Origin of the sequence: Halorubrum sp. CBA1229, from assembly GCF_003721435.2 — an archaeon.
Lineage (GTDB): Archaea > Halobacteriota > Halobacteria > Halobacteriales > Haloferacaceae > Halorubrum.
This window is the reverse complement of the sequence record NZ_CP054585.1, coordinates 625,345-649,030: the sequence shown is the minus strand read 5'-3', so window position 1 is coordinate 649,030 and position 23,686 is coordinate 625,345. Positions and strand designations below refer to the sequence as shown.

The 23,686-nt window shown below is 71.6% G+C and carries 24 protein-coding genes; 11 read left to right on the top strand and 13 right to left on the bottom strand.

What is annotated here, in order from left to right; genetic code table 11:
• Positions 1-112: 112 nt before the first annotated feature.
• From mutL to Hrr1229_RS03230, 3 genes are all read left to right on the top strand, one after another.
• Positions 113-2,440, top strand: a complete 2,328-nt coding sequence (gene mutL / locus Hrr1229_RS03240; RefSeq protein ID WP_123114222.1) for a DNA mismatch repair endonuclease MutL — start codon at positions 113-115, stop codon at positions 2,438-2,440.
• A 74-nt stretch (positions 2,441-2,514) separates the two neighbouring features.
• Positions 2,515-3,675: a thiolase family protein gene (locus Hrr1229_RS03235; RefSeq protein ID WP_123114223.1), complete on the top strand. Its 1,161-nt coding sequence runs from the start codon at positions 2,515-2,517 to the stop codon at positions 3,673-3,675.
• Positions 3,672-4,142, top strand: coding sequence for a hypothetical protein (locus tag Hrr1229_RS03230; RefSeq protein ID WP_123114224.1), 471 nt, complete (start codon positions 3,672-3,674; stop codon positions 4,140-4,142). Before Hrr1229_RS03235 ends, Hrr1229_RS03230 begins: the two co-directional genes overlap by 4 nt.
• Positions 4,143-4,168: 26 nt before the next feature.
• On the opposite strand, the gene Hrr1229_RS03225 is transcribed toward Hrr1229_RS03230, so the two are convergent.
• From Hrr1229_RS03225 to Hrr1229_RS03210, 4 genes are read right to left on the bottom strand one after another with little or no spacing between them, the layout of a single operon-like run.
• Entirely contained in the window at positions 4,169-4,747 is a 579-nt protein-coding gene (locus Hrr1229_RS03225) for a putative phosphothreonine lyase domain-containg protein (protein WP_123114225.1), read from the bottom strand.
• 39 nt (positions 4,748-4,786) lie between these two features.
• Positions 4,787-5,602 carry a metallophosphoesterase gene (locus Hrr1229_RS03220; protein ID WP_123114226.1) on the bottom strand — a complete coding sequence of 272 codons (816 nt, stop codon included), beginning with the start codon at positions 5,600-5,602 and terminating at the stop codon, positions 4,787-4,789.
• Positions 5,602-7,353, bottom strand: coding sequence for a hypothetical protein (locus Hrr1229_RS03215; RefSeq protein WP_123114227.1), 1,752 nt, complete (start codon positions 7,351-7,353; stop codon positions 5,602-5,604). The genes Hrr1229_RS03220 and Hrr1229_RS03215 overlap by 1 nt, the downstream gene beginning before the upstream one ends.
• Positions 7,350-8,624, bottom strand: a complete 1,275-nt coding sequence (locus tag Hrr1229_RS03210; RefSeq protein WP_123114228.1) for a Single-stranded DNA binding protein — start codon at positions 8,622-8,624, stop codon at positions 7,350-7,352. The genes Hrr1229_RS03215 and Hrr1229_RS03210 overlap by 4 nt, the downstream gene beginning before the upstream one ends.
• Positions 8,625-8,756: 132 nt before the next feature.
• On the opposite strand from Hrr1229_RS03210, the gene Hrr1229_RS03205 reads away from it, so the two are divergent.
• A complete protein-coding gene (locus Hrr1229_RS03205; RefSeq protein WP_123114229.1) occupies positions 8,757-9,077 on the top strand; it encodes a hypothetical protein in 321 nt (106 codons plus the stop codon).
• A gap of 33 nt (positions 9,078-9,110) precedes the next feature.
• Here the strand turns inward: Hrr1229_RS03205 and Hrr1229_RS03200 are convergent, their stop codons facing one another.
• Together Hrr1229_RS03200 and Hrr1229_RS03195 are read right to left on the bottom strand one after the other, a co-directional pair.
• Positions 9,111-10,139 carry a glycosyltransferase family 4 protein gene (locus tag Hrr1229_RS03200; protein ID WP_123114230.1) on the bottom strand — a complete coding sequence of 343 codons (1,029 nt, stop codon included), beginning with the start codon at positions 10,137-10,139 and terminating at the stop codon, positions 9,111-9,113.
• Positions 10,140-10,272: 133 nt separating this feature from the next.
• Positions 10,273-10,551: a DNA-directed RNA polymerase subunit L gene (locus Hrr1229_RS03195; RefSeq protein ID WP_123114231.1), complete on the bottom strand. Its 279-nt coding sequence runs from the start codon at positions 10,549-10,551 to the stop codon at positions 10,273-10,275.
• A 114-nt stretch (positions 10,552-10,665) separates the two neighbouring features.
• On the opposite strand from Hrr1229_RS03195, the gene Hrr1229_RS03190 reads away from it, so the two are divergent.
• Positions 10,666-11,205, top strand: coding sequence for a GNAT family N-acetyltransferase (locus Hrr1229_RS03190; RefSeq protein ID WP_123114232.1), 540 nt, complete (start codon positions 10,666-10,668; stop codon positions 11,203-11,205).
• A gap of 488 nt (positions 11,206-11,693) precedes the next feature.
• On the opposite strand, the gene Hrr1229_RS03185 is transcribed toward Hrr1229_RS03190, so the two are convergent.
• The 4 genes from Hrr1229_RS03185 to Hrr1229_RS03170 form a co-directional block, all read right to left on the bottom strand.
• Positions 11,694-12,341, bottom strand: a complete 648-nt coding sequence (locus Hrr1229_RS03185) for a 30S ribosomal protein S3ae (RefSeq protein ID WP_123114233.1) — start codon at positions 12,339-12,341, stop codon at positions 11,694-11,696.
• Complete coding sequence (locus Hrr1229_RS03180; RefSeq protein ID WP_123114234.1) at positions 12,338-12,649, bottom strand: KEOPS complex subunit Pcc1; 312 nt, start codon at positions 12,647-12,649, stop codon at positions 12,338-12,340. Before Hrr1229_RS03180 ends, Hrr1229_RS03185 begins: the two co-directional genes overlap by 4 nt.
• Positions 12,646-13,857, bottom strand: coding sequence for an exonuclease RecJ (locus tag Hrr1229_RS03175; protein WP_123114235.1), 1,212 nt, complete (start codon positions 13,855-13,857; stop codon positions 12,646-12,648). Before Hrr1229_RS03175 ends, Hrr1229_RS03180 begins: the two co-directional genes overlap by 4 nt.
• Positions 13,858-13,997: 140 nt before the next feature.
• Positions 13,998-14,468, bottom strand: coding sequence for a 30S ribosomal protein S15 (locus Hrr1229_RS03170; protein WP_123114236.1), 471 nt, complete (start codon positions 14,466-14,468; stop codon positions 13,998-14,000).
• A 354-nt stretch (positions 14,469-14,822) separates the two neighbouring features.
• Here Hrr1229_RS03170 and Hrr1229_RS03165 point away from each other — a divergent pair, with 354 nt between their 5' ends.
• The 4 genes from Hrr1229_RS03165 (at position 14,823) to Hrr1229_RS03150 (ending at position 19,111) form a co-directional block, all read left to right on the top strand.
• The gene (locus tag Hrr1229_RS03165; RefSeq protein ID WP_123114237.1) at positions 14,823-16,442 is read left to right on the top strand and encodes a Na+/H+ antiporter NhaC family protein; all 1,620 of its coding nucleotides are present in this window, start codon (positions 14,823-14,825) and stop codon (positions 16,440-16,442) included.
• The gene (locus Hrr1229_RS03160; protein WP_123114238.1) at positions 16,439-16,705 is read left to right on the top strand and encodes a hypothetical protein; all 267 of its coding nucleotides are present in this window, start codon (positions 16,439-16,441) and stop codon (positions 16,703-16,705) included. Before Hrr1229_RS03165 ends, Hrr1229_RS03160 begins: the two co-directional genes overlap by 4 nt.
• A gap of 502 nt (positions 16,706-17,207) precedes the next feature.
• Positions 17,208-17,891: a PHP domain-containing protein gene (locus tag Hrr1229_RS03155; protein ID WP_123114239.1), complete on the top strand. Its 684-nt coding sequence runs from the start codon at positions 17,208-17,210 to the stop codon at positions 17,889-17,891.
• 5 nt (positions 17,892-17,896) lie between these two features.
• Positions 17,897-19,111, top strand: a complete 1,215-nt coding sequence (locus Hrr1229_RS03150; protein WP_123114240.1) for an asparagine synthase-related protein — start codon at positions 17,897-17,899, stop codon at positions 19,109-19,111.
• 399 nt (positions 19,112-19,510) lie between these two features.
• On the opposite strand, the gene Hrr1229_RS03145 is transcribed toward Hrr1229_RS03150, so the two are convergent.
• Positions 19,511-20,248, bottom strand: a complete 738-nt coding sequence (locus Hrr1229_RS03145; RefSeq protein WP_123114241.1) for a uracil-DNA glycosylase family protein — start codon at positions 20,246-20,248, stop codon at positions 19,511-19,513.
• A 317-nt stretch (positions 20,249-20,565) separates the two neighbouring features.
• On the opposite strand from Hrr1229_RS03145, the gene Hrr1229_RS03140 reads away from it, so the two are divergent.
• Both Hrr1229_RS03140 and psmB read left to right on the top strand, forming a co-directional pair.
• Positions 20,566-20,739, top strand: a complete 174-nt coding sequence (locus Hrr1229_RS03140; protein ID WP_176329333.1) for a hypothetical protein — start codon at positions 20,566-20,568, stop codon at positions 20,737-20,739.
• Positions 20,740-20,925: 186 nt separating this feature from the next.
• Positions 20,926-21,657 carry an archaeal proteasome endopeptidase complex subunit beta gene (psmB, locus tag Hrr1229_RS03135; protein ID WP_123114242.1) on the top strand — a complete coding sequence of 244 codons (732 nt, stop codon included), beginning with the start codon at positions 20,926-20,928 and terminating at the stop codon, positions 21,655-21,657.
• 132 nt (positions 21,658-21,789) lie between these two features.
• Here psmB and Hrr1229_RS03130 read toward each other — a convergent pair whose 3' ends face one another.
• Together Hrr1229_RS03130 and Hrr1229_RS03125 are read right to left on the bottom strand one after the other, a co-directional pair.
• Positions 21,790-22,542 (bottom strand): protein sorting system archaetidylserine synthase, encoded by a 753-nt coding sequence (locus Hrr1229_RS03130; protein WP_123114243.1) that lies wholly within the window; start codon positions 22,540-22,542, stop codon positions 21,790-21,792.
• A 79-nt stretch (positions 22,543-22,621) separates the two neighbouring features.
• Positions 22,622-23,665 carry a Brp/Blh family beta-carotene 15,15'-dioxygenase gene (locus tag Hrr1229_RS03125; RefSeq protein ID WP_123114244.1) on the bottom strand — a complete coding sequence of 348 codons (1,044 nt, stop codon included), beginning with the start codon at positions 23,663-23,665 and terminating at the stop codon, positions 22,622-22,624.
• Positions 23,666-23,686 lie beyond the last annotated feature (21 nt).

Genomic DNA, 23,686 nt, shown 5'->3' with positions numbered 1-23,686 from the left:
CCGCACCGTCGGTTCATTTATAAATAGCGTCGCTGTCTGACATGTCACCCGCCCCACGTCGCCGTCGCCGACAACGGCTTCAAGTGCGCGCTCGTCCGACCGGAGAGTAGTAATGGAGCCGCCGAACATCGAGCGGTTGGACGAGCGCACCGTCCAGCGCATCGCGGCCGGCGAGGTCGTCGAGCGCCCGGCGAGCGTCGTCAAGGAGCTGATCGAGAACAGCCTCGACGCGGGCGCCAGCCGGGTCGCCGTCTCGGTCGAGGCCGGCGGCACCGAGGGAGTCCGCGTCCGCGACGACGGCGTGGGGATCCCGGCCGACCAGCTGGAGGCCGCCGTCGCGGAGCACGCCACCTCGAAGATCGGCGATATCGAGGACCTCGACCGCGGGGTCGGCACCCTCGGCTTCCGCGGCGAGGCGCTGTACACCGTCGGCGCGGTCTCGCGGCTCACCGTCCGGTCGCGCCCGCCGGGTGCCGAGGCGGGCGCCGAGATCACCGTCGAGGGCGGCGAGGTCGGCGAGGTCCGACCCGCGGGCTGTCCCGAGGGGACGACCGTCGAGGTCGCGGACCTCTTTTATAATACTCCCGCGCGCAAGAAGTTCCTCAAGCGGACGAGCACCGAGTTCGACCGGGTCAACACGGTCGTCACCGGCTACGCGCTCGCGAACCCCGACGTCGCCGTCTCGCTGGAGCACGACGGCCGCGAGACGTTCGCGACCGAGGGGAACGGCGACCTCCGGTCGGCCGTGCTGGCCGTGTACGGCCGCGAGGTCGCGGAGGCGATGGTGGACGTGGAGTGGGAACCCGACAGTTCGGAACCCGACCCGCCCGTCCGCCGCGTCACCGGTCTCGTCTCGCACCCGGAGACGACGCGCTCGACCCGCGAGTACCTCGCCACCTACGTCAACGACCGGTACGTCACCGCGAGCGCGCTTCGCGAGGCGGTGTTAGAGGCGTACGGCGGCCAGCTCGCCCCCGACCGCTACCCGTTCGCCGTGCTGTTCGTCGAGGTCCCGCCCGGCGACGTCGACGTGAACGTCCACCCGCGCAAGCTCGAGGTCCGCTTCGACGAGGAGCCGGCCGTGCGCGACGCCGTCGAAGAGGCGGTCGCGTCGGCCCTGCTCGACCACGGGCTGATCCGCTCGACCGCGCCGCGAGGGCAGTCGGCCCCGGACCAGACGGCGATCAGCCCCGAGGACCCGGGATCGGAGGCCGTCGGCGGCTCCGGGACCGACCACGAGCGCGCGGCGCTCCGCGACCGCGAGGGCGGGGACGACGAGGCCGGCGGGGGCGATGAGGTCGGCGGGGACGACGAGGCCGGCGGGAGTGCCGAAGCCGGCGCGTCCGAACTGGACCCGACCGACGAGGACGCGTGGGCGGTCGGTGACGTGGGATCGGACGACGCCGACCCGGATCCGTCCCCGGCCGACCCGGATCCGTCCCCGGCCGACCCGGACGCCGCGACTGCGGACCGCCCGTCGCCGCGGAGCTGGCAGTCGGCTCCGAACGAGGCCGAGGGTGGTGAGGGAGACGACGACGGACGCGCGGCCGCGGCCGGGACCGACGCTGAGAGGGCGGACGGACTCGATCGGTTCGACGACTCGAGAGCCGCCGTCGCCGACGAGGCCGTCGCCGACGAGGCCGTCGCCGACGACTCCGCGCGTGACGCCGATTCCGGCCCGGTCACGGACTCCGGTCAAGTCTCAGACGACGTCGCCGCCGAGTCGGACGAGGGGCGAGCGTCGGGATCCCCGCCGCGCTCGACCGCGACCGCCCAGCGGACCCTCGCCGGCGACACGACGGAGGCCGCGGAGCGAACGTACGACTCCCTCCCGCCGCTGCGGGTGCTCGGGCAGCTCCACGAGACGTACGTCGTCGCGGAGGCCCCGGACGGACTCGTGCTGATCGACCAGCACGCGGCTGACGAGCGGGTAAACTACGAGCGCCTGCAGGCCGCCTTCGCCGACGGCGCCGACGCGCAGGCCCTTGCGGAGCCGGTCCGCGTCGAGCTGACCGCCCGCGAAGCGGCGCTGTTCGACGACTTCGCCGACGACCTCGCCGACATCGGGTTCCGCGCCGAGCGCGCGAGCGAGCGCGAAGTGGCCGTCCGCTCGGTTCCCGCCGTCTTCGACGCCGCGCTCGACCCGGAGATCCTCCGGGACGTACTCTCGGCGTTCGTCGGCGACGCCACCGCGGGCGACGAGCCGGTGACCGACGTCGTCGACGAGCTGCTCGCGGACCTGGCGTGTTACCCCTCCGTGACCGGGAACACCTCGCTGACCGAGGGGCGGGTCGTCGACCTGCTCGACCGGCTCGACGCCTGCGAGAACCCGTACGCCTGCCCGCACGGGCGCCCGGTCGTGATCCGGCTCGACCGCGACGAGATCGGGTCGCGGTTCGAGCGCGACTACCCCGGTCACGCGGGCCGGCGCGCGGAGTGACGGCGGGGAGACTCCCCCCCGTCCCGCCGACCGCAGAGAGATACGCTTTAGGCGGGCGCCGTGGACGCACGGGTATGGAACGCGTAGCGATCATCGGCGCGTCGATGACCCGGTTCGGGCAGCGCGACGCCTGGGTGCGCGAGCTGCTGGCCGAGGCGGGCGCGGCCGCGCTCGGCGACGCCGGCGTCGACGGCGACGACATCGACCACCTGTACGTCTCGAACATGGCCAGCGGCGAGTTCGAGGGCCAGACCGGCGTCCCGAACGCGCTCGCCCACGACCTGGCGGCCACGCCTGCGTACACCGCCCGGATCGACCAGACCTCCTCCTCCGGGGGCGCGGGCGTGTACGCCGCGTGGCAGTCGGTCGCCTCCGGCGCGAGCGACCTCACGATGCTCGTCGGCGGCGAGAAGATGACCCACCGGACGACGTCGGAGGCGACCGACGTGATCGCGTCGCTCACGCACCCGGTCGAGTACAAGCACGGCGTCACGCTCCCATCCTTCGCGGGGCTCACGGCGCGGCTCTACCTCGACGAGTACGACGCGCCGCGCGAGAGCCTGGGGAAGGTCGCGGTGAAGAACCACCGGAACGGCGTGGACAACCCCCACGCCCAGTTCCAGAAGGAGGTCGACCTCGACACGGTGCTCGACTCGCCGATCGTCGCCGACCCCCTCCGGCTGTACGACTTCTGTCCGATCACGGACGGCTCCGCGGCGCTGGTGTTCTGCCCGGAGTCGGTCGCCGAAGAGTACGTCCCCGAGGACGAGTACGCCGTGATATCGGGGATCGGCGGCGCGACCGACACGCACGTCGTCCACGAGCGCGCGGACCCGACGACGATGGGCGGGGTCGTCGACTCCTCGGAGATCGCCTACGAGATGGCCGGGATCGGCCCGGACGACGTCGACGTGGCGGAGCTCCACGACATGTTCACCATCCTCGAGTTCCTCCAGAGCGAGGACCTCGGCTTCTTCGAGAAGGGCGAGGGGTGGAAGGCCGTCGAGGAGGGCGTCACCGACCGCGACGGGGAGCTCCCGATCAACACCTCCGGCGGGCTCAAATCGAAGGGGCACCCGCTCGGGGCCAGCGGCGTCGCACAGGTGTACGAGATATACGAGCAGGTCACCGGCAACGCCGGTCCGCGGCAGGTCGAGGCGGACACGGGCCTCGCCTGCAACGTCGGCGGGTTCGGGAACTGCGTGACCACCGCGATCCTGGAGGGAAGCCAATGAGCGACGAGACCACGGAGACGACCGACACCGGAGCCGACGGGTCGAACAGCGCCGAACCGACGTTCGAGGCCGCCGAGTACGCGGACGGGACGGTCACCTACCCGCCGCACACCGTGAGCCCGAACGGCGCCGAGCGCGTCGGCACGGTCGACCTCCGCGAGCACGAGGGCCGCGTCGTCACGTGGACGACGTCGACGGCGACGCCCCCGGGCGTCCGCGAGCCGAACACCCTCGCGATCGTCGAGTTCGAGATGGGCGACGACTACGACGGGCCGGTGGTCCGCGCGCTCGGGCAGGTCGCGCCGCGCGGCGATTCGGACGACACCGACGAGTCGGGCGACGTCGACGTCGACATCGGCGACCGCGTCGAACCCGTCTACGCCGACGACCTCAGGGAACCGGGCGCGGGGATCCGCGAGCCGGAGAGCCAGGACTGGGACGGCTTCCGGTTCCGACCGGTCGAGTAACGCGGCGACCCGTTTTTAAACGCCGCTCAGTCCCGGAACCGCGACGCCTCCGAGTCGGTGAGCTCGCCGAGCGTCTCTCGGTGGACCCCGTCGAGGGTGTACACGTCGGGCCGGTACCGGATCGCCTCGGTCACGCCGTGGACCTCTCTGAGCCGGCGTCGGACCCGGTCGACGTCCTCGCGGTCGAAGTAGTTCGGCGTGAACACGAGCACGGCGTGCTCCGTCTCGCCGAACGCCTCGCAGCCCGCGCGAGTCGAGACCTTCGCGTCCCAGAACCGCTCGGCCGCGACGTCCTCGACGACCGCCTCCCAGAGGTCGTCGACCGCCTCCGGCGGGCGCTCGATCAGCCACTTCCCGCTCAAGTAGGTCGTTTCGAGGGCGAGCCGGTCCGCGTCGGCGACGGTCTCGGCGTCGACCGGGAGCGCCCCGTCCCGATCCTCGTCGACCGCCGGGAGGTCCGCTTCCGTCGTCGCCGCCGGCCGCGTCACGCCGTGGCTCGGGAAGTAGCCGTCGCGGGCGTTCCGCGGGAACCCGGTCACGTGTTTGACCCGGAGCCAGTGCCACCCCGCCTCGTCGATCTCGGTCGGCGCGCGGTCGGTGACCATAGACTCCGTTTCGTCCCGCGGGAGAAAACGCTCCCGCCCTCAGATACGTCGGAAATCGCCCAGTCGCGTCCCGTTCAGCAGGTACGCGTCGCCCGCCGGGAGCGCGTCGGGGAGGAACGGCGCGAGGAACGACTGCCCGTCGACGTTCATCCACGTCCCGCCGGAGCGCTCGTTGAACGCGGGGAAGACGACGAGTTCGGGCGGGTCTCCGGCGCCGATCGCGTCCGGATCCCCTCCCTCGACGAACGCCCCCGGGTCGATCCGTCCGCGGAGCCACGCGCGCTCAACGCGGGAGCCGCCGACGGAGTCCTCCAGCCGCACCTGCGGGTGCTCGTGGCCCATGCACACCACGTCGGCGTCGAGGAGCGCCGGGTCCGGCCACGTGTGGCCGTGGCAGACGCCGATGCCGCCGGTCTCGGCTCTGCTGTCGTCGTCGCCCTCACCACCGTCGAGCACGCCCCCACCGGTCCCGATCACGTCGAGATCGGCGGCGAACGCCTCGGCGACGCCGGCGTCGTGGTTCCCCTCGACGAGCGTCATCGGGACCCGGTCGGTCACCGCTCGGATCAGGGCCTTCAGCTCCTCGCGTTCCTCGCCCTCGGGCGCCGCGATACGGTGCGCGAGGTCGCCGAGAACGACGAGCCGGTCGGCGCCGGTCTCCGCGAGGAGGTCGCAGAGCCGCTCGCGGCGCTCGTCCGCTCGATCGTCGAGCTCGACGCCGCGCTCGTAGCGGAGGCCGACCTCGATGCCGGCGTGGACGTCGGCGACGAGCAGCGCGCGCTCACCGCCGAGGTCGGCCACTGCGGCCGGCTCGCCGACGACCGGCTCGACGCTCGGCGACGCGCCCGACGCCATCAGATCGGCTTGAGCACCCCGTCGCCGGGCTCGTAGCACTTCCCGCTCATCAGCGCGTCCTGGATCGCGTCCTCCACGTCGTCGTCGGCGACGCCGTGCTCGGCGACCACGCGGTCGACGACCGCCTCGCGGTCGGCGCCGTCGCCGTCGTCGAGCGCGCCCATCGCGTCGATGACGGCGCTTTCGAGGTCGACGTCGGCGGCCTCGTCGGGTGTTTCGTCCGCGCCGTCGTCGACGTCCGATCCGGCGGAGTCGTCGCTCGTGTCGACCGTCTCGGCAGCGTCGGCGTCGATGTCGGTAGCTGCCGCGTCCTCGGGCGTTTCCTGCAGCTCCTCTGGGTCCGGCACGTCGATGTCAGCCTCGCCGGGCTCGTCGACCTCCGAGCCGGTCGCGAAGTCGGTGCCGAACTCGGACTCGATCTCCTCGCGCTCCTCCTCGTCGAGCTCGTACATCTCGTCGGCCGCGGGGTCGATGTCGTCGGGGTCGACATCGTCGGGGTCGACATCGTCGGGCTCGGCCGAGACGACAGCGTCGTCGTCTCCCCCGGTGGCGTCGAGGGTTCCCTCGGAGGTGCCGATGTCGTCCGCTGCGTCGAGGTCGTCGCCGCCGGTCTCGAAGTCGCCGAGTCCGCCGTCTCCGTCGTCCGCTGCGGGCTCCCCGGCGCCGTCGACCGCGTCGCCCTCGGCAGTCTCGGTCGTTCCACCAGATTCGGAGTCGCCGCCGGCGTCGACCGCCGCGGCCGCCCCGGTGTCTGTCGTGGCCTCGGCGTCGGGATCCGCTGTCGCTCCGGTGTCTGCCGTGGCCTCGGCGTCGGGATCCGCAGTCGCTCCGGTGTCTGCCGTGGCCTCGGCGTCGGGATCCGCAGTCGCTCCGGTGTCTGCCGTGGCCTCGGTGTCAGTGTCTGCCGTGGCCTCGGTATCGTCGGCCGTTTCGGCCTCAGCACCGGCAGTCGCCTCGGTCTCGGAATCGGGGGCGGCTTCGACGCCGTCCCCCGGCGCCGCGGCTCCGGTCGGCGCCTCGATCGTTACGTCGGTCTCAGGGAGCGCGCCGATCGCCGCGTCGTCGCCCGCGTCGGGAGCGAGGTCGAGCGGGCGGACCTCGTCGCGGTCGCCGGCGATCAGCTCCAGCGCGTCGACGGCGAGCCGCCGGACCGCCTCGACGTACGCCGTCGAGGTGTCGTAGTGGGCGATCGCCTTCGGGACTCCCGCCGCCAGCGACGCGGGCGCGCCGCCCGACTCGAGGGCCGCGCGGAGCTCGTCGCCGCGGAGGTCCGAGTCGAGCGACTTCGCGAAGACGGCGAGGCGGTCGAGCGTCGCCTCCGCGGCGGAGACGACCCAGCGGTCGCGGGTGTCGGCGTCGACCTCGTTGAGGCTCTCGGGGCGGACGGAAGTGAACACGCGGTCGGAGTCCTCCGGCTCGAAGGTGCGCGCCTTCCCCGTGAGCGCGACGAACGACGGCGGGTCCGCGCGCTCTAAGAACGCCTGCGCCTCGGGCTGGTACTGGCCGGCGTAGGTGACGAAGGCGCCGGAGGGATCGACGACCCGGCCGCGGCGCGTCTCGTCGTTCACGCGCTCGACCTCGGTGAGCACACCGGCGACGAACAGCCGGTTCACGCGCGCGCCGGTCGGCGTGACGACGTAGTTCGGGGCGCGCTCCTCGTCGCTCTCGGAGTACGAGAGGGAGGCGTCGTCGAACTCGGCGGCGAACACGCGGTGGGCGACCTCGCGGGCGCCCGGCCCGTCGTCGCTCATTCGCCCACCTCCGCGAGCGCGGCGCGGGCGGCGTCGGCCGGATCGTCGTCCGCGAGCGCGAACTCGCTCGCGTCGAGGTTGGCGCCGTAGTCGTCGACCGAGAGGTTCCCGCGGACGCGGTACGCGCGCCCGACCAGCGAGTCGGCGATCTCCTCGGCGACGACCTCCTTGTCCATCGCCTCTTTCGCGGCGTCGAGGGCGTCGTCGAGCCCGCCGCCGTACACCTCGGCGGTGAGCTCGTCGTCGAGCACGACGGTGACGGTGTCGGTGCCGTCGTCCAGAATGGCCTTCACGCGGAGGTCGTCCTCGCCGTCGACGTCGCCGTGGCTCCGGCACTGGCCGTTCTGGACCACGCGGCCGCAGTCGGGACAGCGCTCGATGAGCCCGGAGCCGTCCCGGATCTCTAAGACGTTGCCGACGACCTCGACGTCGAACATCCCGCCCGAGGCGACCGCCTCGCCGATCGAGAGGCGGGGGGCGTCCTCGGCGACCTCGACGGGGTCGGGGAGCGGCGTGACCGCCGAGAACTCGGTGAGGTTGAGCGAGGGGACGCCGCGGAACTCGCGGACGTACACGTCCTCGATCCGGAGGTCGGCGCCCGGCTCCAACTCGGCGCGGGGCTGCCAGTCCGTGAAGGGCAGCTTGGCGGTCGCATCGCCGACGACGCCCTCCAGGATCTCCGTCTCGCCGTCCCGTCCGGAGATCGTCTTCTCGTCGACCTCCAGCACGCGGACCTCGACGTTGCGCCCGCGGTCGCCCGCGCTGATGTCGACGAGGTTCCGGTCGCCGCCCACTTCGCGGTCGACCTCGACCGGTTCGTCGGCGATGGCGACGGTGGTGGAGTCGTTGAGGTTGAGCTCGGGCTCGCCCTCCCACTCGCGGACGCCGGCGTTGCCGATCGTCAGCGAGTCGCCGGGCTCGAACCCGAAGTCCTGCCAGGCCGTGTAGGAGATGACGCCCGTCTCGTCGGCGATCTCCCCCTCGCGGATCGTGAGGTCATCGCCCTGGTACCGGATCGTCCGCGTTCCCTGCGTGAGCACTTTGACCGTGACCGTCACGCCGTCGTGGTCGGTGGTGATCTCGCCCACGTCGACGGCGTCTGGGGTCGGCGTCGAGCCGCCGCCACCGCCGCCGTGCTTCCGGCGGACGCTCTGTTTCGCCTCGTCGATCGGGACGCTGTACTCCAGTAGGTTCTCTAAGTCGGCTTTGACCTCCTCTTTGTCGACGCCGAGGTCGGAGGCGAGCTCCTCGGCATGGCTGTTGACGTCCATCGGAATCGACTTCGACGCGACCGCACAAAAGGATTCACCACCGGGGTGATCGCGGCGCGCGCGGCGACGCGGCCGGTCCGCCGCTCCGCGACGGCCGGTAGTGCTAAACCGTCCCCGTCCGCAACGTGGGGCATGGACGAGATCGATGTCGACGCGCGCGTCACCGGGGAGCGAACCGTTATCGACGTCACCGGGACTCGAGACATCGCGGTCGTCGTTCGGTCCGCGGGCGGCGAGCGGATCTACCTCCCGCCGGAGGGGTTCGACGAGCCCGTCTCGGGGTCGCCGTACACCTCGCCGTATCAGGGCGGGAGCGGCGTCGACGGCGAGGAGAGCCCGTACGGCGGCGGCTCCGGCAGCACCCGCGGCGTGGTCGAGACGGCCGAGGGATTCCGGATCAGCCATCCCGAGACGGCGACCGAGTTCGACGTGTACCGCGCCGACGAGGAGTAGAACCGGGTACGCGGTCGGACCGAGCGTCGGCCTCTACGCGACGTCTTCGTACACTTCCAGCGTGTCCTCCGCCACGTCCAGCCACTCGCGGCGCTCGTACTGCGGAGGTTCCTCGCGGTTGAGCGCCTCGATGAGCCCGTCGACGATCGACTCCGAGTCCACCTCGACCTCGACGAGGCAGCCCTCGGGGAGCACCTCGGCGACGCCCGCGGGGGTCGCGACGACCTGCGTCCCCGCCTCCAGCGCCTCCGTGATCGTGATCCCGAACGGCTCCGCGTACGAGGGCGAGACGAACGCGTCCGACGCGGCGTAGTAGTCGCCGAGCTCCGCCTCGGGGACGTAGCCGACGAACTCGACGCGGTCGTCGATGCCGAGGAGCTCGGCGAACCGCTTCAGCTGCTCGGTCTGGTGGCCCGACCCGCCGACGACGAGGGTGACGTCGCGGCCGCGGAGCTTCTTCATCGCGTACAGCAGGTGGGAGATTCCCTTCTGGTCGGTGTGTCTGCCGACGAAAAACAGCATCTCGCCGTCGATACCGAGGTCTTCGCGGATGTCTTTCCCGGAGAACTCCGGCGTCGAGAAGCCGTTGTAGACGACCCGGGAGTCGGCGTCGTACAGCTCCCTGATGTCGCCGCGGACGATCTCGCTGACGGCGATGTTCGTGTCGGCGGCGTTCGCGAGCCGGCGCTCGGTCTCGACCTCGCGTTTGGGCGGGTCGATGTTGCGGTCGCTCGCCAGCGAGTGGAACGACGAGACCCACGTCGCGTCCGACGCGCGGGCGGCCTGTCGCCCCGGCGCGTAGCCAAACCAGTCGTGCGTGTGGATCACGTCGTGGTCGGGCGCCAGCTCCGCGAACCGGTCGCTGAGTCGCTCGACGCGGGCGGCGACGTCGCCGTCGCCCGTCTCCACGGGTTCGAGCCCGGGCTCGTCGTCCGGCGCGAACTCCGCGGGCAACACGAGGGTGGCCTCCACCCCGAGGTCGTCGCGGAGCCCGGAGAACAGTTCGCCGACGTGGACGTCGAGCCCGCCGGTGATGTTCGGCGGGTATCCCCATCCCAGCATGAGTACGCTCGGTGGCATACCACCCCGTTTCTGGAGTTGGCACTTAGGTATGCCCCTCGTTCGGCCGGCCGAGCGGCTCGCGAGGGCGTGGGAGCGTATAAAAGTCGCTCGGCGGCTCCGGTTGAGCCTCGGTTCAGGCCGCCTGCACGGCGTCGCGCAGCGCGCCCGTCCGGTCGGTGATCGCCTCGGCGGCGTCCGCGAGCAGGTCGAGCGGGTCGTCGGACTCCGACTTCACCGTCAGCACCGGCTCCGTCTGGCCGCCGGACTGCTCGGGGTTCATGTCGTAGGTCGCGGCCGCGACGCCGTCCGTCTCCAGGAGGACGCCCTTCAGCACGTTCATGAACGTGTGGTCCTCGCCGGCGATCTCGATGCGGAGTTCCGTGTCGGTCTTCTCGATGACCCGCAGTTCCATACTCGTTCGGTCGGGCGAACGGCGTTTCAAGCTTTCGTCTCCCGGATATCGGGGGTTGCGGACGACCCGCACGCCACGGCAGCCTTTTTAAGCCGCGTGGACGCAGTCGGCCGCGTGGAGATCCGACGCCTCCCGCCCGTCGAGGACGCCCTCCGCCGCTACGCGGCCGAGCTGTGGCTCCCCTATCACCGCGAGCTCGCCGAGCGGGTCGACGCGCACGCGCTCGCCGACTGGCCCGACGAGCGGTTCGTCGAGCGCAACGTCGCGTTCACCCGGACCCGGCTCGAGGAAGCGGGCGACCGCGGGTGGGTGGCAGCGACGGCTTCCGACGACGCCGATGTCGACCCCGCGACCGCGGCCATTACGCACCCCGACCTGGAGCTGACGGGCCTCCTGTTGACGAGCGTCGACGAGTGTCCCGACCCGTTCGACCGCCCGGACCGGCTCGTCGTCGGGGAGCTCTACGTGGCCGAGGCGCACCGCGGGAGCGGGCTCGCCGACCGGCTGATGGAGCGCGCGGAGCGCGACGCGCGAGAGCAGGGCTGCGGCCGGCTGCGGCTCGACGTCGACGTCGACAACGAGCGCGCGATGGCGTTCTACGAGAAACAGGGGTTCGAGCCGTATCGACGGCAGTTGACGCGATCAGTAGAGTGAGTGGCGTTTTATAAATAGCGTATCGCAGATGTGTCGGTGACGGCCTCCAAAGCCCCACCCGCTCGGGTATACTTTGTTGACAACAGATCGGCGCTGAACACCTCCAAAGCCCCAGTCGGGAGGACGGCGCACGCTCGTTGCGCGCTTCGGTCGCTCGCGTTGCTCGCTCCCTCCAGTGCTTCCGTCGCCTGCGCCGTCCTCCCGACTGCCCCTTTGAGTCCCACCCCGCACAGCGCCGCCCCGCACCTCACGCCTCCCCAGCCTCGTCGGTCGCCCTCCGCGTTGCTCCGGGCGACCGACTCCCTCGCGCGCGCTCCTCGGCCGCGAGGCGGCCTCGGAGGCACGCGCCACCGCATTCGCACCGACTTCTTACGGTCTCTATTTATAAATAGAACCGTCGCGTCCGCTTCGCTCGCGGGAATTCACAGCGATGCCGCCGCTACGCGGCTGATAAACGGAAAAGTCGCGTCGGCGCGTTCGACGAGGCGTTACTCGTCGGCGTCGACGGCCACTTCGTCGGCGTCGACGTCGACGGCGGTCTCCTCTTCGGCGGCGACCTCGCGCGGACGCGCCTCGAGGGTCAGCTTCTGGACCTCGACGCGGCGCAGCGGGTAGATCAGCTTCGCCTCGCCGTAGATGGCCGAGGAGAGGTTCCCCTCGACGATGGCGTCGACGAACGCCTCGAAGGTGCGCTCCTCGGCGGCCGCGTGGACCTTGTCGATCATGACGCGGCGGATCGCCTTCTCCTGGGAGCGGTCGGCCTTCTTGGTCGTCAGCGCGACGGGCTGGACGCGGATGCGGTAGTCGTCCGTCGTCAGCACCGTGATCGACGCCTCGACCTTCGAGGCGCCGCGGCGGACGAGCGAGCGCAGGTAGTCCCGCGTGAGCTCGTACGTGATGAACTCGGTGTAGGCCGTGTCGCTGCCGACGTCGGTGATCTTGAAGGTCAGCTTGGTGTTGTTCGCGCCGGAGTCGCCGGTGAGTTCGCCGAGCGTCGTCGTGATCGTGCGGCCGACGACCTGGTCGGGCTCCTCGGCGAGCGTCTCGCCGAGCTCCTGCCGGTCGAACTGTTCGGGCGCCAGCACGGTGTACCAGCGCTTCTGTTCTCTGCTCTTGGATACGGATCGTTCGCTCATGTGTTGGTGGTGTCGCCGTTGGTGTCGGAGCGGCGCCCTCCGTCGTCGGCCGCGAGGTGCGCCCTCGCGCGCTCGACGATTCGGTCCGCGACGCGCAGGTTCACGACGTGGTCGTCCACGGTCGACCGCAGCCCGCCGGTCGTCGGCCGCTCGACGGCGCACTCGATCGCGTCGCCGTCGACGCGGGTGGCCATCGAGTCGGTCTCGTCCGGGGCGAGCGCGGCGGCGACGAGGGCGGCGTCGGCGTGAGTCGTCCGGACGGTCGCCGTCCGGGTCGCCCCGTCGCCCCGGGCGGACTCCCCGCTCATAGCGCCTCCCTGAGCGCGGCGAGCGCGCCCGTGATACCGCCGTTGGTTTCGTTCGCCCTGACTGCGAGCCCGCCGCGCTCGGCGGTCCCCCAGCCGGTCGCGGTCGCGACCGACCGACAGGCGTCGCCGAGCCCGAGGGGCTCGACCGCCGCCGCGGCCAGCCGACCGGCCGACTCGTCGACCGCGATGGCGACCGGCTCGGGCGACCGGAAGTCGCGGACGAGCCGGGCGACGGTCGGGAGGACGGCGGCCGCGTCGCGCGCGGCGTCGCCGTCGTCGGCGTCGCCCTCGTCCGGACGGTCGCCTCCCGCGATGTCGACGCGGGCGACGACGCAGCCGTCGTATCGGCCGGTCGTCGCGGCGTCGAGCGCGCGGTGCGCCGCCAGCCCGTGCGACCGCCACCCGTCGAGTGCGGCGGTCCGGAGGTCGTCGCTCGGGTCGGCGTCGAGCGCCAGCGCGACCCCCGTGCCGGGGGCCTCGCGGGCGAGCGCGTCGAGGATGTCGGCGTAGCCGCCGACCGTCTCGAACGGGCCGTCCGTCGCGTAGGGGCGGAGCGCGCGCTCGACCGCCGTGGCCGCTCGCGCGCTCGCGCCGTCCGCGTCGGCGACGTCGACGGCGACCAGCGACGCGAGGCGTCGGTGGGCGTCGTCGTCGAGGTCGGCCGGGAGCCCGAGCTCCGCCAGCGCGGCGCGCGCGGCCTCGGGGTCGCCGGAGTACGGCGTCCGGACGAGCGTCGAGGCCGCGAGCCCGTCCGCGAGGTCCGCGGTCGGGATCGCGACGCCCGGCCGTCGGCGGACGCGGTCGGACGCCTCGGCGGCGTCGAGCGCGTCGCCCGAGCCGTCCGTGCCGGGAACGGAGCCGGCCGCGACGACGCCCGCGAGGGCGACGACGGGGTCCGGCTCGACGCCGAGCGCGCGCGAGACCGCAAACGCGTCCGTGCTCGCCGGGCGTCCGGCGCCCGAAATCGCGTGCGGGCCGCGCGCGGCGCCGACGGTCACCGCGACGCCGTCGTCGGCGTCGTCGGGAACCGGGTCGGCGGCGACTCGGACCTGGAACGGCGTGCCGACGGCTCGCAGCGCTCGGGCGAGCAGCCCCGCGGCTGCCAGCGCGTCGCCGTCGTCGGTCGCGACGAGCCGGGCGAACGGCGCGTCTGCGAGGACGTCGGCGAGGGCGTCGGGGGCGGGCGTGGCGGACGTCGCTTCGGTCATTTTGTGGCGTGTCGAGTGCGGTCGTGGGCGGTTCGCGGGTCGTGGATTGTTCGTCGTGTGTGTCGCGTGTCGCGTCGTCTTCGGTTGCGCGTCGTCTTCGGTTGCGCGTCTGTTCGTCGGTGTCGCTACTGACGTCGTCGCTACTCGTCGCCGACCAGTTCGGCGGCGCGCTCGTACGTGTACGTGAACTCTTCGTCGATTTCGTCGCCGCGGTAGTAGTTCGCGAGGCGGCGGATCTTCGACTCGGTGTTCTGAAGCGCGCGCTTGTTCTGGTGGTCCTGATCGTTCTCCGCCATGTGCTCGCGGAGGCGGACGGCGCGTTCCATCAGCTTGCGGAGGTCCTCGGGGTAGTCGTCGGCGGCGTCGTGCTCCTCGAGGATCTCGGTGAGCTTCTTGCCGGTCGCCAGCTTGACGTCGGGCACCGGAACGCCCTTGACGCCCTCGTCACGGAGCTTGAGGCCGATGACGCTGGGGTCGTGGCCCTGCTCCGCCAGTTCGACGACGCGGGACTCGATGTCCTCGGCGTCGACGTCGCTCCACTCCGGGTTCTCGTCCGTCGCCGGCTTGTCCGAACCGGACGAACCGCGACGGCGCGTGTGCATTCGTGCCATTATCTGAAATTGGAACGGCACAACCACAACGTGACCGCGACTCCGCGCGGCGCGGCTGTCGGCCGCTCGCGTCGAGCGGGTCCGAGGGGGCGGTCCGCGCGAGCGGATCGGCCCGAGCCGCGACGCCGGAGGCGTCGGTGCACTGCTACATTCCCAAGCCGCGGGCGAAAGAGGCCCCGGCGAGTCGGATCTGCAGCTGTGCTGTTCCCGTTCGTGCTGTCGCCGTCGGGGCTCTTAAGCGTGTTCTTGTGACTCGCGCCGCCTCCCGGCCGAAATCGATCGACTGTCGGACGGCCGACGCGAAAAACGAGGCTTTAGGTGGGTCGTCTGTCACCGCCTGCGTAGGAGAGACATATGACCGGCCCACCAGACGACGATTCGGCGGATCGAGTTGACGGCGAACGACCGGACGACGCCCCGCCCGAGAGCGACCGCGGGTCGCCCGGCGACCGGAGGCCCGTCGCCGACGGCGGATTCGGCGACGAGTCGGCGGAGCCGAACGAGCCCCGGATCAGCTTCTACGGCGGCAAGTGGGCGAGCACGGTACCGATCGCCTTCTTCATCCTCTGGGCGATCGTCCAGAGCGGTGTCCTCGGCATCGGCGACACGAACGGCCTCGTCATCGGCGCGCTCGTCGGGACCATCCTCGGGATGTTCCTCGTGCGCGGCGACTGGAAGACGTACGCCGACACCATCTTCGAGGGGATGACCCAGCGCGTCGCCGCGACCGCGATCGTGGCGTGGCTGTGGGCCGGCATGTTCGCCGAGACGCTGCAGGTCGGCGGCTTCGTCGAGGGGCTCATCTTCGCCGCCGACGCCCTGAGCGTCGGGGCGTCCACCTTCCCCGCGGCCGCGTTCGTCCTCTGCGGCCTGCTCGCGACCGGGATCGGGACTGGGTACGGCGCGACCGTCGCGTTCGTGACGCTGTTCTTCCCGGCCGGCGTCCTCATCGGCGCGAACCCGGTGCTGCTGTTCGCCGCGATCCTCTCGGGCGCCGTCTTCGGCGACAACCTCGCGCCCGTGAGCGACACCACGATCGTGAGCGCGGTGACGCAGGACGCCGACATCGGCGGCGTCGTCGCCTCGCGGTTCAAGTACGCGATCCTCGCCGCGGTGCCCGCCTTCGTCGCTTACCTGATCATGGGATCGGTCCTCTCGGGCGCGAGCTTGGAGGGCGCGGCCGCGCTTCGAGAAACGGCGACCGCGCCCGGGCTGGTCCACCTGATCTCGATGGGCGTCGTCATCGCGACGGCGGTCGCGGGCCGCCACATCGTCGAGGCCATCTCGTGGGGGCTCATCGTCGCCGTCGCGTTCAACCTCGCCTTCGGACTCTCGTCGGTCGCCGACATCCTCGTGTTCACGACCACCGACCCCACCCCCGCGACCGCGCTCCCGTTCGTGCAGGTCGGCGAGACCGCGGGCGTGGGCGGGAGCCTCTACTCCGGGGCGATCGGCTTCTTCCCGCTCATCGTGTTGACCCTGCTGATCGTGGCGATGGCGCAGATCATGATCCGCGGCGGCGGCTTTGCGGCGATCCAGGAGTTCCTGCTCGACTCCGTCGCGACTAACGTCCGTCGCGCGGAGCTGACGATGGTCCTCGGCACGGCGACGATCAACGGGATGATCACGATCAACACGGCCGCCGAGATCGCGATCGCGCCGTACATCGCGCGCATCGGCGAGAAGTTCAACATCAACGGCTACCGGCGCGCGAACATCCTCGACGCCAACACCTCGGCGCTCGGGTACATCTTCCCGTGGGCCGGCGGCGTCCTCGTCGGCTATCAGGTGATGGTCGGACCGGGCGGGCTCGGCGAGCAGTACGGCCCCGAGATGGTCGTCAACCCGGTCGAGGTCGTGCCGTACGTCTTCCACGGCTGGTTCCTCGTGATCGTCTTCCTGCTGGCCGCGATCACCGGCTTCGGGCGGGAGTACATCCCCGACCGGATCTCCGAGGAGGTGTCGCGCGCATGAGCCGCTTCGAGAAGTTCCTCGCCGGCTGGTCGCTCCGGAGTTCGACCCCGAGCTACGAGCCCGGCGACGTGATCGAGGTGATGGTCACCGGCGACGCGGGCGGCGAGACGGTCGCCCGCATCGGCGACTCGACGCTCCGAATCGAAGGCGCTCCCGACGACGCCCTGAACACCCGCGTCCGCGTCGCGGTCGAGACGTGGGACGAGACGGCCCACCGCGGCACCGGGACCTACCGGGAGACGGTCGGCGAGAGCGCGTTCTGAACGAGAGTCGGCGAGAGTGCGCTGTTGGACTCTTTTGCCGGAAATCGGTTCGTTTGTTTATAAATGACCTCGCTCGGATCGGCGGTGATCGCCTGCATACGCCCAGCCGCTCGGCTATACGTCGCTGACGACTGATCGACGGCGAACTCCTCCAAAGCCCCAGCTTCGAGGCGGGCGCACGCTCGTTGCGCTCCTCGGTCGCTCGCGTTGCTCGCTCCCTGTGGTGCTTACGTCGCCTGCGCCCGCCTCGCAGCTGCCCCTTTGAGTCCCACCCGCAACCGCACCTCACGCCTCCCCAGCCTCGTCGGTGGTCCTCCGCTTCGCTCCGGACCACCGACTCCCTCGCGGGCTCCTCGCGACCGCCGAGGGCGGCCGCTCGGAGGCGCGCCGCCGCGCTGGGTTTTAACCACCACGTCGCCGGCGCCGGAGACACGCGCGGCGCTCGGACTGACGGCGTCGGCGGACCGGGGCGCTTTTTAAGACGACTACCGAAACGGGAGGCGTGCTATCGGTCGAGCTCCACGCGCATTCCGCGCTGTCCTACGACGGGCGCGACCCGATCGACCTGCTCTTGGAGCAGGCGGCGGCGGTCGGGTTGGACGCGCTCGCCGTCACGGACCACGACGAGATCGACGCCAGCCTCGAGGCGGCCGAGAAGGCCCCCGACTACGGGCTCGTCGGCATCGTCGGCATGGAGGTGACCTGCGCGGTCGGCCACGTGCTCGCGTTCGGCATCGACGAGCGCGTCGAGAGCGGGCTCCCCTTCGACGAGACGCTCGACCGGATCCGCGACCAGGGCGGGATCGCGGTCGTCCCCCACCCCTTCCAGAAGTCCCGCCACGGCGTCGCCGCCCACATCACCGACGAGCAGCTCGCGGGCGCGGACGCCCTCGAGGTGTACAACTCCCGGCTGTTCACGGGGCGCTCGAACCGACAGGCGGAGAAGTTCGCGCTCCGGAACCGAATCCCGATGACCGCCGGCAGCGACGCCCACATCTCGGAGATGGTCGGGCAGGCCGTGACCGAGGTCGACGCCGACGAGCCCACGGCGGACGCGATCCTCTCCGCGATCCGCGACGGCCGGACCAGCGTCGTCGGGAAGCGGACCCCGTGGCGCGTCTCGCTCCGCCAGTTCGGCGGCGGCGCCAAGCGCCGCGCGCTCCGCGCGCTCAACGCGCTCCGCTGACCACGATGGCCGGCTCCTCGCCCACCGACCTGCGCGGGGCGCCTCCCGCCCGCGTCCGCGACGCCCTCAGCGACGGCGATCCCCTCCCCGGCGGGCGCGGATTCGCGGGGCTGCTCGCCGACCCGCCCGCCCGCGACGGACCGGTCCTCGTTCGCGACGCGCTCGGCCGCCAGCCGCTGTTCGCCGAGCGCGAGGCGATCGACTCGGCGACCGGCGGCGACTCGGCCGCCGCAAGCGGTCGCGCACCGATCGATCCGGGCGCGTGGGGCTTCGACCGGACCGCCCTCGACGACCCGGTTCCGGTCCCGGCGGGAAGCGTCGCGTCCGCCGCCGGGGTCGACCGCGTCTGGACCCTTCCCGACGGACCGCCGGCCGAGCCGGAGGCCGCGCAGGCGGCGGTCGACGCCGCGGTCGACGCCGCGCTCGGCGGGCTCGCGGAGGAGTCCGGCGGCCTCGGGAGATCCGGGGGGTCCGGCCGGCTCGCGGTCGCCTTCTCCGGCGGCGTCGACTCCGGACTCGTCGCGGCCGGCGACCCGGACGCGCCCTGCTACGTCGCCGGCTTCGAGGGGTGTCACGACGTCGCGGCCGCCCGCGAGGCGGCCGCGGCGATGGACCGCGACCTGCGCGTCGTCGAGATCACCCACGGCGAGCTGCTGCGCGCGGTCCGCGAGGTCGCCGACGCGACGGAGCGGCGCAACCCGATGGACCTCGCGATCGCGGTGCCGCTGTACCTCGCGGGCGAGGCGGCCGCCGCCGACGGGATCGACCGGCTCGCAGTCGGACAGGGCGCCGACGAGCTGTTCGGCGGGTACAGCAAGGTCGTCGATCCCGCGACCGACGACCGGGTCGCGGCCGACACCGTGCGGGGCGCCCGGACCGAGACCGTCCGGACGCTCCCCGACCAGCTCGAACGCGACGTGCTCGCGCTCCGCGCGGCCGGGGTCGAGCCGGTCGCGCCGCTGCTCGACGACCGGGTCGTCGCGGCCGCGCTCGCGCTGCCGGGTGAGCTGCTCGCGAGCGACGGGGAGCGGAAGGTCGCGCTCCGGCGGGCGGCGGCCGGGCGCGTGCCGGAGTCGGTCCGGACGGCCGACAAGAAAGCGGTCCAGTACGGCACCTACGTCTCCCGCGAGCTCGACCGGCTCGCGCGGCAAGCCGGGTTCAAGCGGCGCATGGACGACCACGTCGGGCGGTACCTCGAGGACCTGTTGACGACCGACTGACGCAACCCCCGTCCTCACCGGTCGGCTCTCGCCGCCGGCGCCGCCGCTGCGCGCTCGACGCGTTTCGACGAGAAACGGCCCGTGAGGGCCGCTGCTGACCAAGCCGCCGTATGGAGTACCAGTCCTACGGCCGACGCCCGATCGTTCGGGCGTCCGGTGACGAAAAGCGGGGACCGGTATAAAATTCGGGGAGTAGTGACAAATATGACTGTCGCAGTCGGGCTATTGCTGACGATCAGGCACCGAACTGGCGTATTCGATCTCGATACACCGATCCGCGGGCCGGAGGCGGGAGGAAACCGCACGCGCATCCGACTAGTTGATCGACGTGCGGTCGAAACGGCGCCCGTGGTCGACGCGCGGTCGAAACGGCGCATCCGCGCCTCGCAGGCCGACCGATCACCGAACGAGGTACGGGTCGCTGCCCGCGATGAAGCGCCCGAGGTCGCTCTCGCGACGGAAGTCGGTCGACCGCAGCTCCCGAAGGCCGTCGACGAGCCGGTCGGCGTCACCCGCCTCCCACTCGGCCGGGTCCTTGATCGGGAGGACGAGCCACCCGGAGCCGAGGATCTCCTCGCCGTGGAGCGCGTCCATGTCGACCTCGGTCTTCCACGCCCGCGCCGTGTACTGTTCGAGGACGTGCTCGGTCGCCCGGGCGCCGACCGGCAGGAGAACGTGCGCGGCGATCGCGCGCAGCTCCGCGTCGAAGAACCGCTCCATGTCGTCGTACGACGCCGCGGTCGGGTCGCCGTCTGGCACACACATGTGGAGGTACGAAAAGTACGTGCGCTCGGTGCGGATCGGCTCGGCGACGGGGTCGCCCTCACCGCCTCCGTCGCTCGCCGCGGCAGTCTCGTCGCTCGTCGCCGCCGTGGTCTCGCCGGTCGCCGCCGTCCCGTCCGGCGCCGTCCCCTCGGCGACCCCCGCGATCAGTCCTCCCTCGGCCAGCGCCGAGAGGAACGCGGGTGACCACGGTTCGCCGGTGAACGGGACGCCCGCCTCGACGCCGCCGTGGACGCCGGGGTGGTCGCCGACGACGTGGAAGTCGGCGTTGGCGTCGCCGTAGCCGGGGACGAACGACCGGCAGTCCGGCCGCATCCCGAAGGGGTTGCGCGTCCGGTCCGTAACGTTCTGCACGTCTCACCGTACGCGACGCTCCGGATAAATCCCGTTCGGTCTGCGGTCGGAGGCGGCCCCGCGTCGCCGTCCCGAACCCCCTCACGTGGACCGCCGCGGCGCCCCGATGCGAGGCGCACGAGGCGCGAAGGCTACGCATAACTTATGGAAACGAGCGGGGTTCACACCCCCGTGGATATCCCGATCGTGACAGCCCTCCGATTATATTTCATAATCGTTAATCTACGACTCGAAATCGCATGACAGCGTCGGGGTACTCGAAACCCGTCCCCCGGAAAGTATTTATATACACCTCCGTTCCGGTCGTTCGAAGATCCATGTTCGACCGCATCCGTTCGGCGGCCCTCTTCGGGATCCACCAAGCGACCGTCGCGATCGGTATCTCGCTGTTCCCGATGGCCGTCTTCGCTCGCAAGCGCCTCGGCATCAACGTCCCCATCGGCCGGCTCGTCGAGACGACCGGTGAGGTGTACGAGCGCGTCGAGGAGTAGGCGACCGTTTTCGACCCGGACCGTTCGTCCACACCGCCGAGCGACAGCGATATCGACGGCGAGACGATCGACCGACGCGACGGCGACGCGCGGGCCGCGACCGTCCGGGACGAATAGGCCCGTCGGAACCGGCGGGCGGTCCGCGAAGGGTTGCCTTTATCAGCGCGCCGAGCCAACGGAGTCGTAATGCGAACACCGACTGGCGACCTCTCCGAGGGACCGGCTGACGAGTTGGGCCGCGACCAGCCCGTCTTCGGTCCCGAGCTCGGCGAGTTCGAACACAGCGAGCGCCGCGCGGCGCAGGCCGACGGCGAGGGCGAGATGAAGACCGGGACGACGACCGTCGGCATCCGCACCGCGGACGGCGTCGTGATGGCCACCGACATGCGCGCCTCCCTCGGCGGCATGGTCTCCTCGAAGGACGTCCAGAAGGTCGAGGAGATCCACCCCCGCGGCGCCCTGACCATCGCCGGCTCCGTCTCCGCCGCGCAGAACCTCATCTCCACGCTCAAGGCCGAGACGAGCCTCTACGAGACCCGCCGCGGCCAGGACATGTCCATGGAGGCGCTGTCGACGCTCACCGGGAACCTGCTCCGGACGGGCGCGTTCTTCATCGTCCAGCCGATCCTCGGCGGCGTCGACGACGACGGCGCACACATCTACTCCATCGACGCCCTCGGCGGCACCACCGAGGAGGAGTACACCGTCACGGGCTCCGGCTCCCAGTACGCCCTCGGCGTGCTCGAACAGGAGTACCACGACGAGGTCACCGTCGACGAGGCGAAGACCATCGCCGCCAAGGCGATCCAGTCCGCCGTCGAGCGCGACCTCGCGTCCGGCAACGGGATCAACGTCGCCGTCGTCACCGAGGACGGCGTCGACATCACCCGCCACAAGGACTTCGACGACCTGTTGTAAACGGCTCCGTCGGAGGCGCCTTCGGCGACTCGCTTTTTATTCCGTTCTCGACCCGCTCCCCGAGCCGCCGGCTCGTCGCGTTCTCTCGCGTTGTCGGTACTCGAACATCGCGTTCTCTCGCGTCGCCGAGAGTTAGACTCCGCGTTCGTCCGCGTCGTCGGGCGGCGACCGGATCCCGTCGCCCCAGTAGAACCGCGGGCCGAGGAGGAGGTAGCCGCACGCCAAGAAGAGGAGCGCGAACGCGAATCCCTCGCCGATCCACGCCGGGAGGGCGGCGGTGGCCATGTGCCCGGCCGGCGTGAGGATGACGGCGGCCTGCACGACGCCCATCACGAGCGCGTCCTGCGCGTGGAGATCCGGGTACGTGATCGTCGTCCCCATGAGCACCGCGAACGCAGCGGTCGCCGCCGCGAGGAGGGCGGGGTCGGTGTAGCCGGCGATCACCGCGGCCGCGAGGATCGTCGCCGCCAGCGTGGTCGGCACGCCGACGGTCTCGCGGGCGCCGCTGTCGTACGCCGTGTAGAGGCCGAGCCGGGCGACCGCCGTCGCGACGAACAGGGCGCCGGCGCCGACCCCGCCGGCGACGAGGAGGGGATCGGTCGCGAACGACGCCGCGTCGAGGACGACGACCGCGACGAGCGTCGCGGGCGCGACGCCGAAGGAGGCCACGTCGGCCAGCGAGTCGAGGTAGGGCCCGGCCTCCGTCGAGCCGCGATGCCGGGCGACCACGCCGTCGAGCCCGTCGGCGACGGCGGCGAGCAGCACCAGTCGGGCGGCGAGCTCGAGGTCGACGGCCGCGGCGACGACGGCGAGGAAGCCGACGCCCGCGTTCGTCACCGTCACGGCGTCTGCGAGCCCGAGCTGTCCGACGAACCGGAAACGCATACCGGATCGGTCGACGAGGCGGGTTTTAGGGTTTGTTATCCGACGAGCGATCGGACCGCGGCGAGGCGGGGTCGCGGCCTCAGGGGACGTACCAGATCCCCCGCCCGAAGTCGAGCCACTCGCCGACGACGACGTGCGGGAGCGCGATGACGCAGACGAAGATAGTGTAGAACGCGACCGCCCCCGGCAGCAGCGAGGCGCCCGCGAGCGGGTTCGGGGCGACCATCCACAGCGAGGTCGCGACGAGCGCGGTCACCAGCGCGCCGACGACGAGCACGCCCCACGCCATCACGACGGAGACGCCCTCGGTCCGGCTCGGTCGCGCCTCCTCGACGACCATGCTCCGCGCGGACTGCCGCAGCGAGTACCACAGCGGGAAGTACAGCCCGATGGCGACCACGACGGGCACGAAGACGAAGTAGGCGACCAGCAGGAGCGTCTCGGCGGCGTCGAGCAGCCACGACCGCGTGACGCCGCCGCCCGTCGCGAGCCCCCCGCCGAGGTGGAGGAGGACGCCGAGGCCGTATATCGCGCCGAGCGCCGTCGTGACCGCCTCCGGCGAGCTCGCCGCCGGGCCGACGAGCTGCCCGTCGAACACGTTCAGCATGTAGCCGGTGAACCCGTAGAACGTCTCCGTCCACGCGACCGCCGGGACGATCATCACGGCGCCGCCGCGGACGAGCGAGGCGAGCGCGCGCTGCGGCCGGGAGACGAGGTGGTCGGTGCCGACGAGCGCGTCCATCACGTGGAGGTCGCCGTGTCCCCCCTTCGCGACCGCCGTGCCGAACGCGAGCGCGAGCGCCGGCAGCGGGGCGACGACGAACAGCCCCACGAAGCCGACGACGAACGCGAGGTAGAGCCCGACGTAGCGCGCGCCGAAGGGGAGCCCGCGCCGCCTGAGATTCGAGAAGTGCTCGTAGCCGCCGTGCGGGAGGTTCAGCGCGACCATCCCGACGAGGTACGCGAGCATCTGCGTCCGCAGGGACAGCTCCGTTCCGGTTGCGTACAGCCCGGCGAACGCGACGGTGAGAAGCAGCAGCGCCGCGCGCGAGGCGTTCACGGCGATTCGCTCGGGTCGTTCGAGACGACGACCACCGGCGTGGCTCACGGATCCCGTCGACATGGGTGACCGTACGGGCGCCTG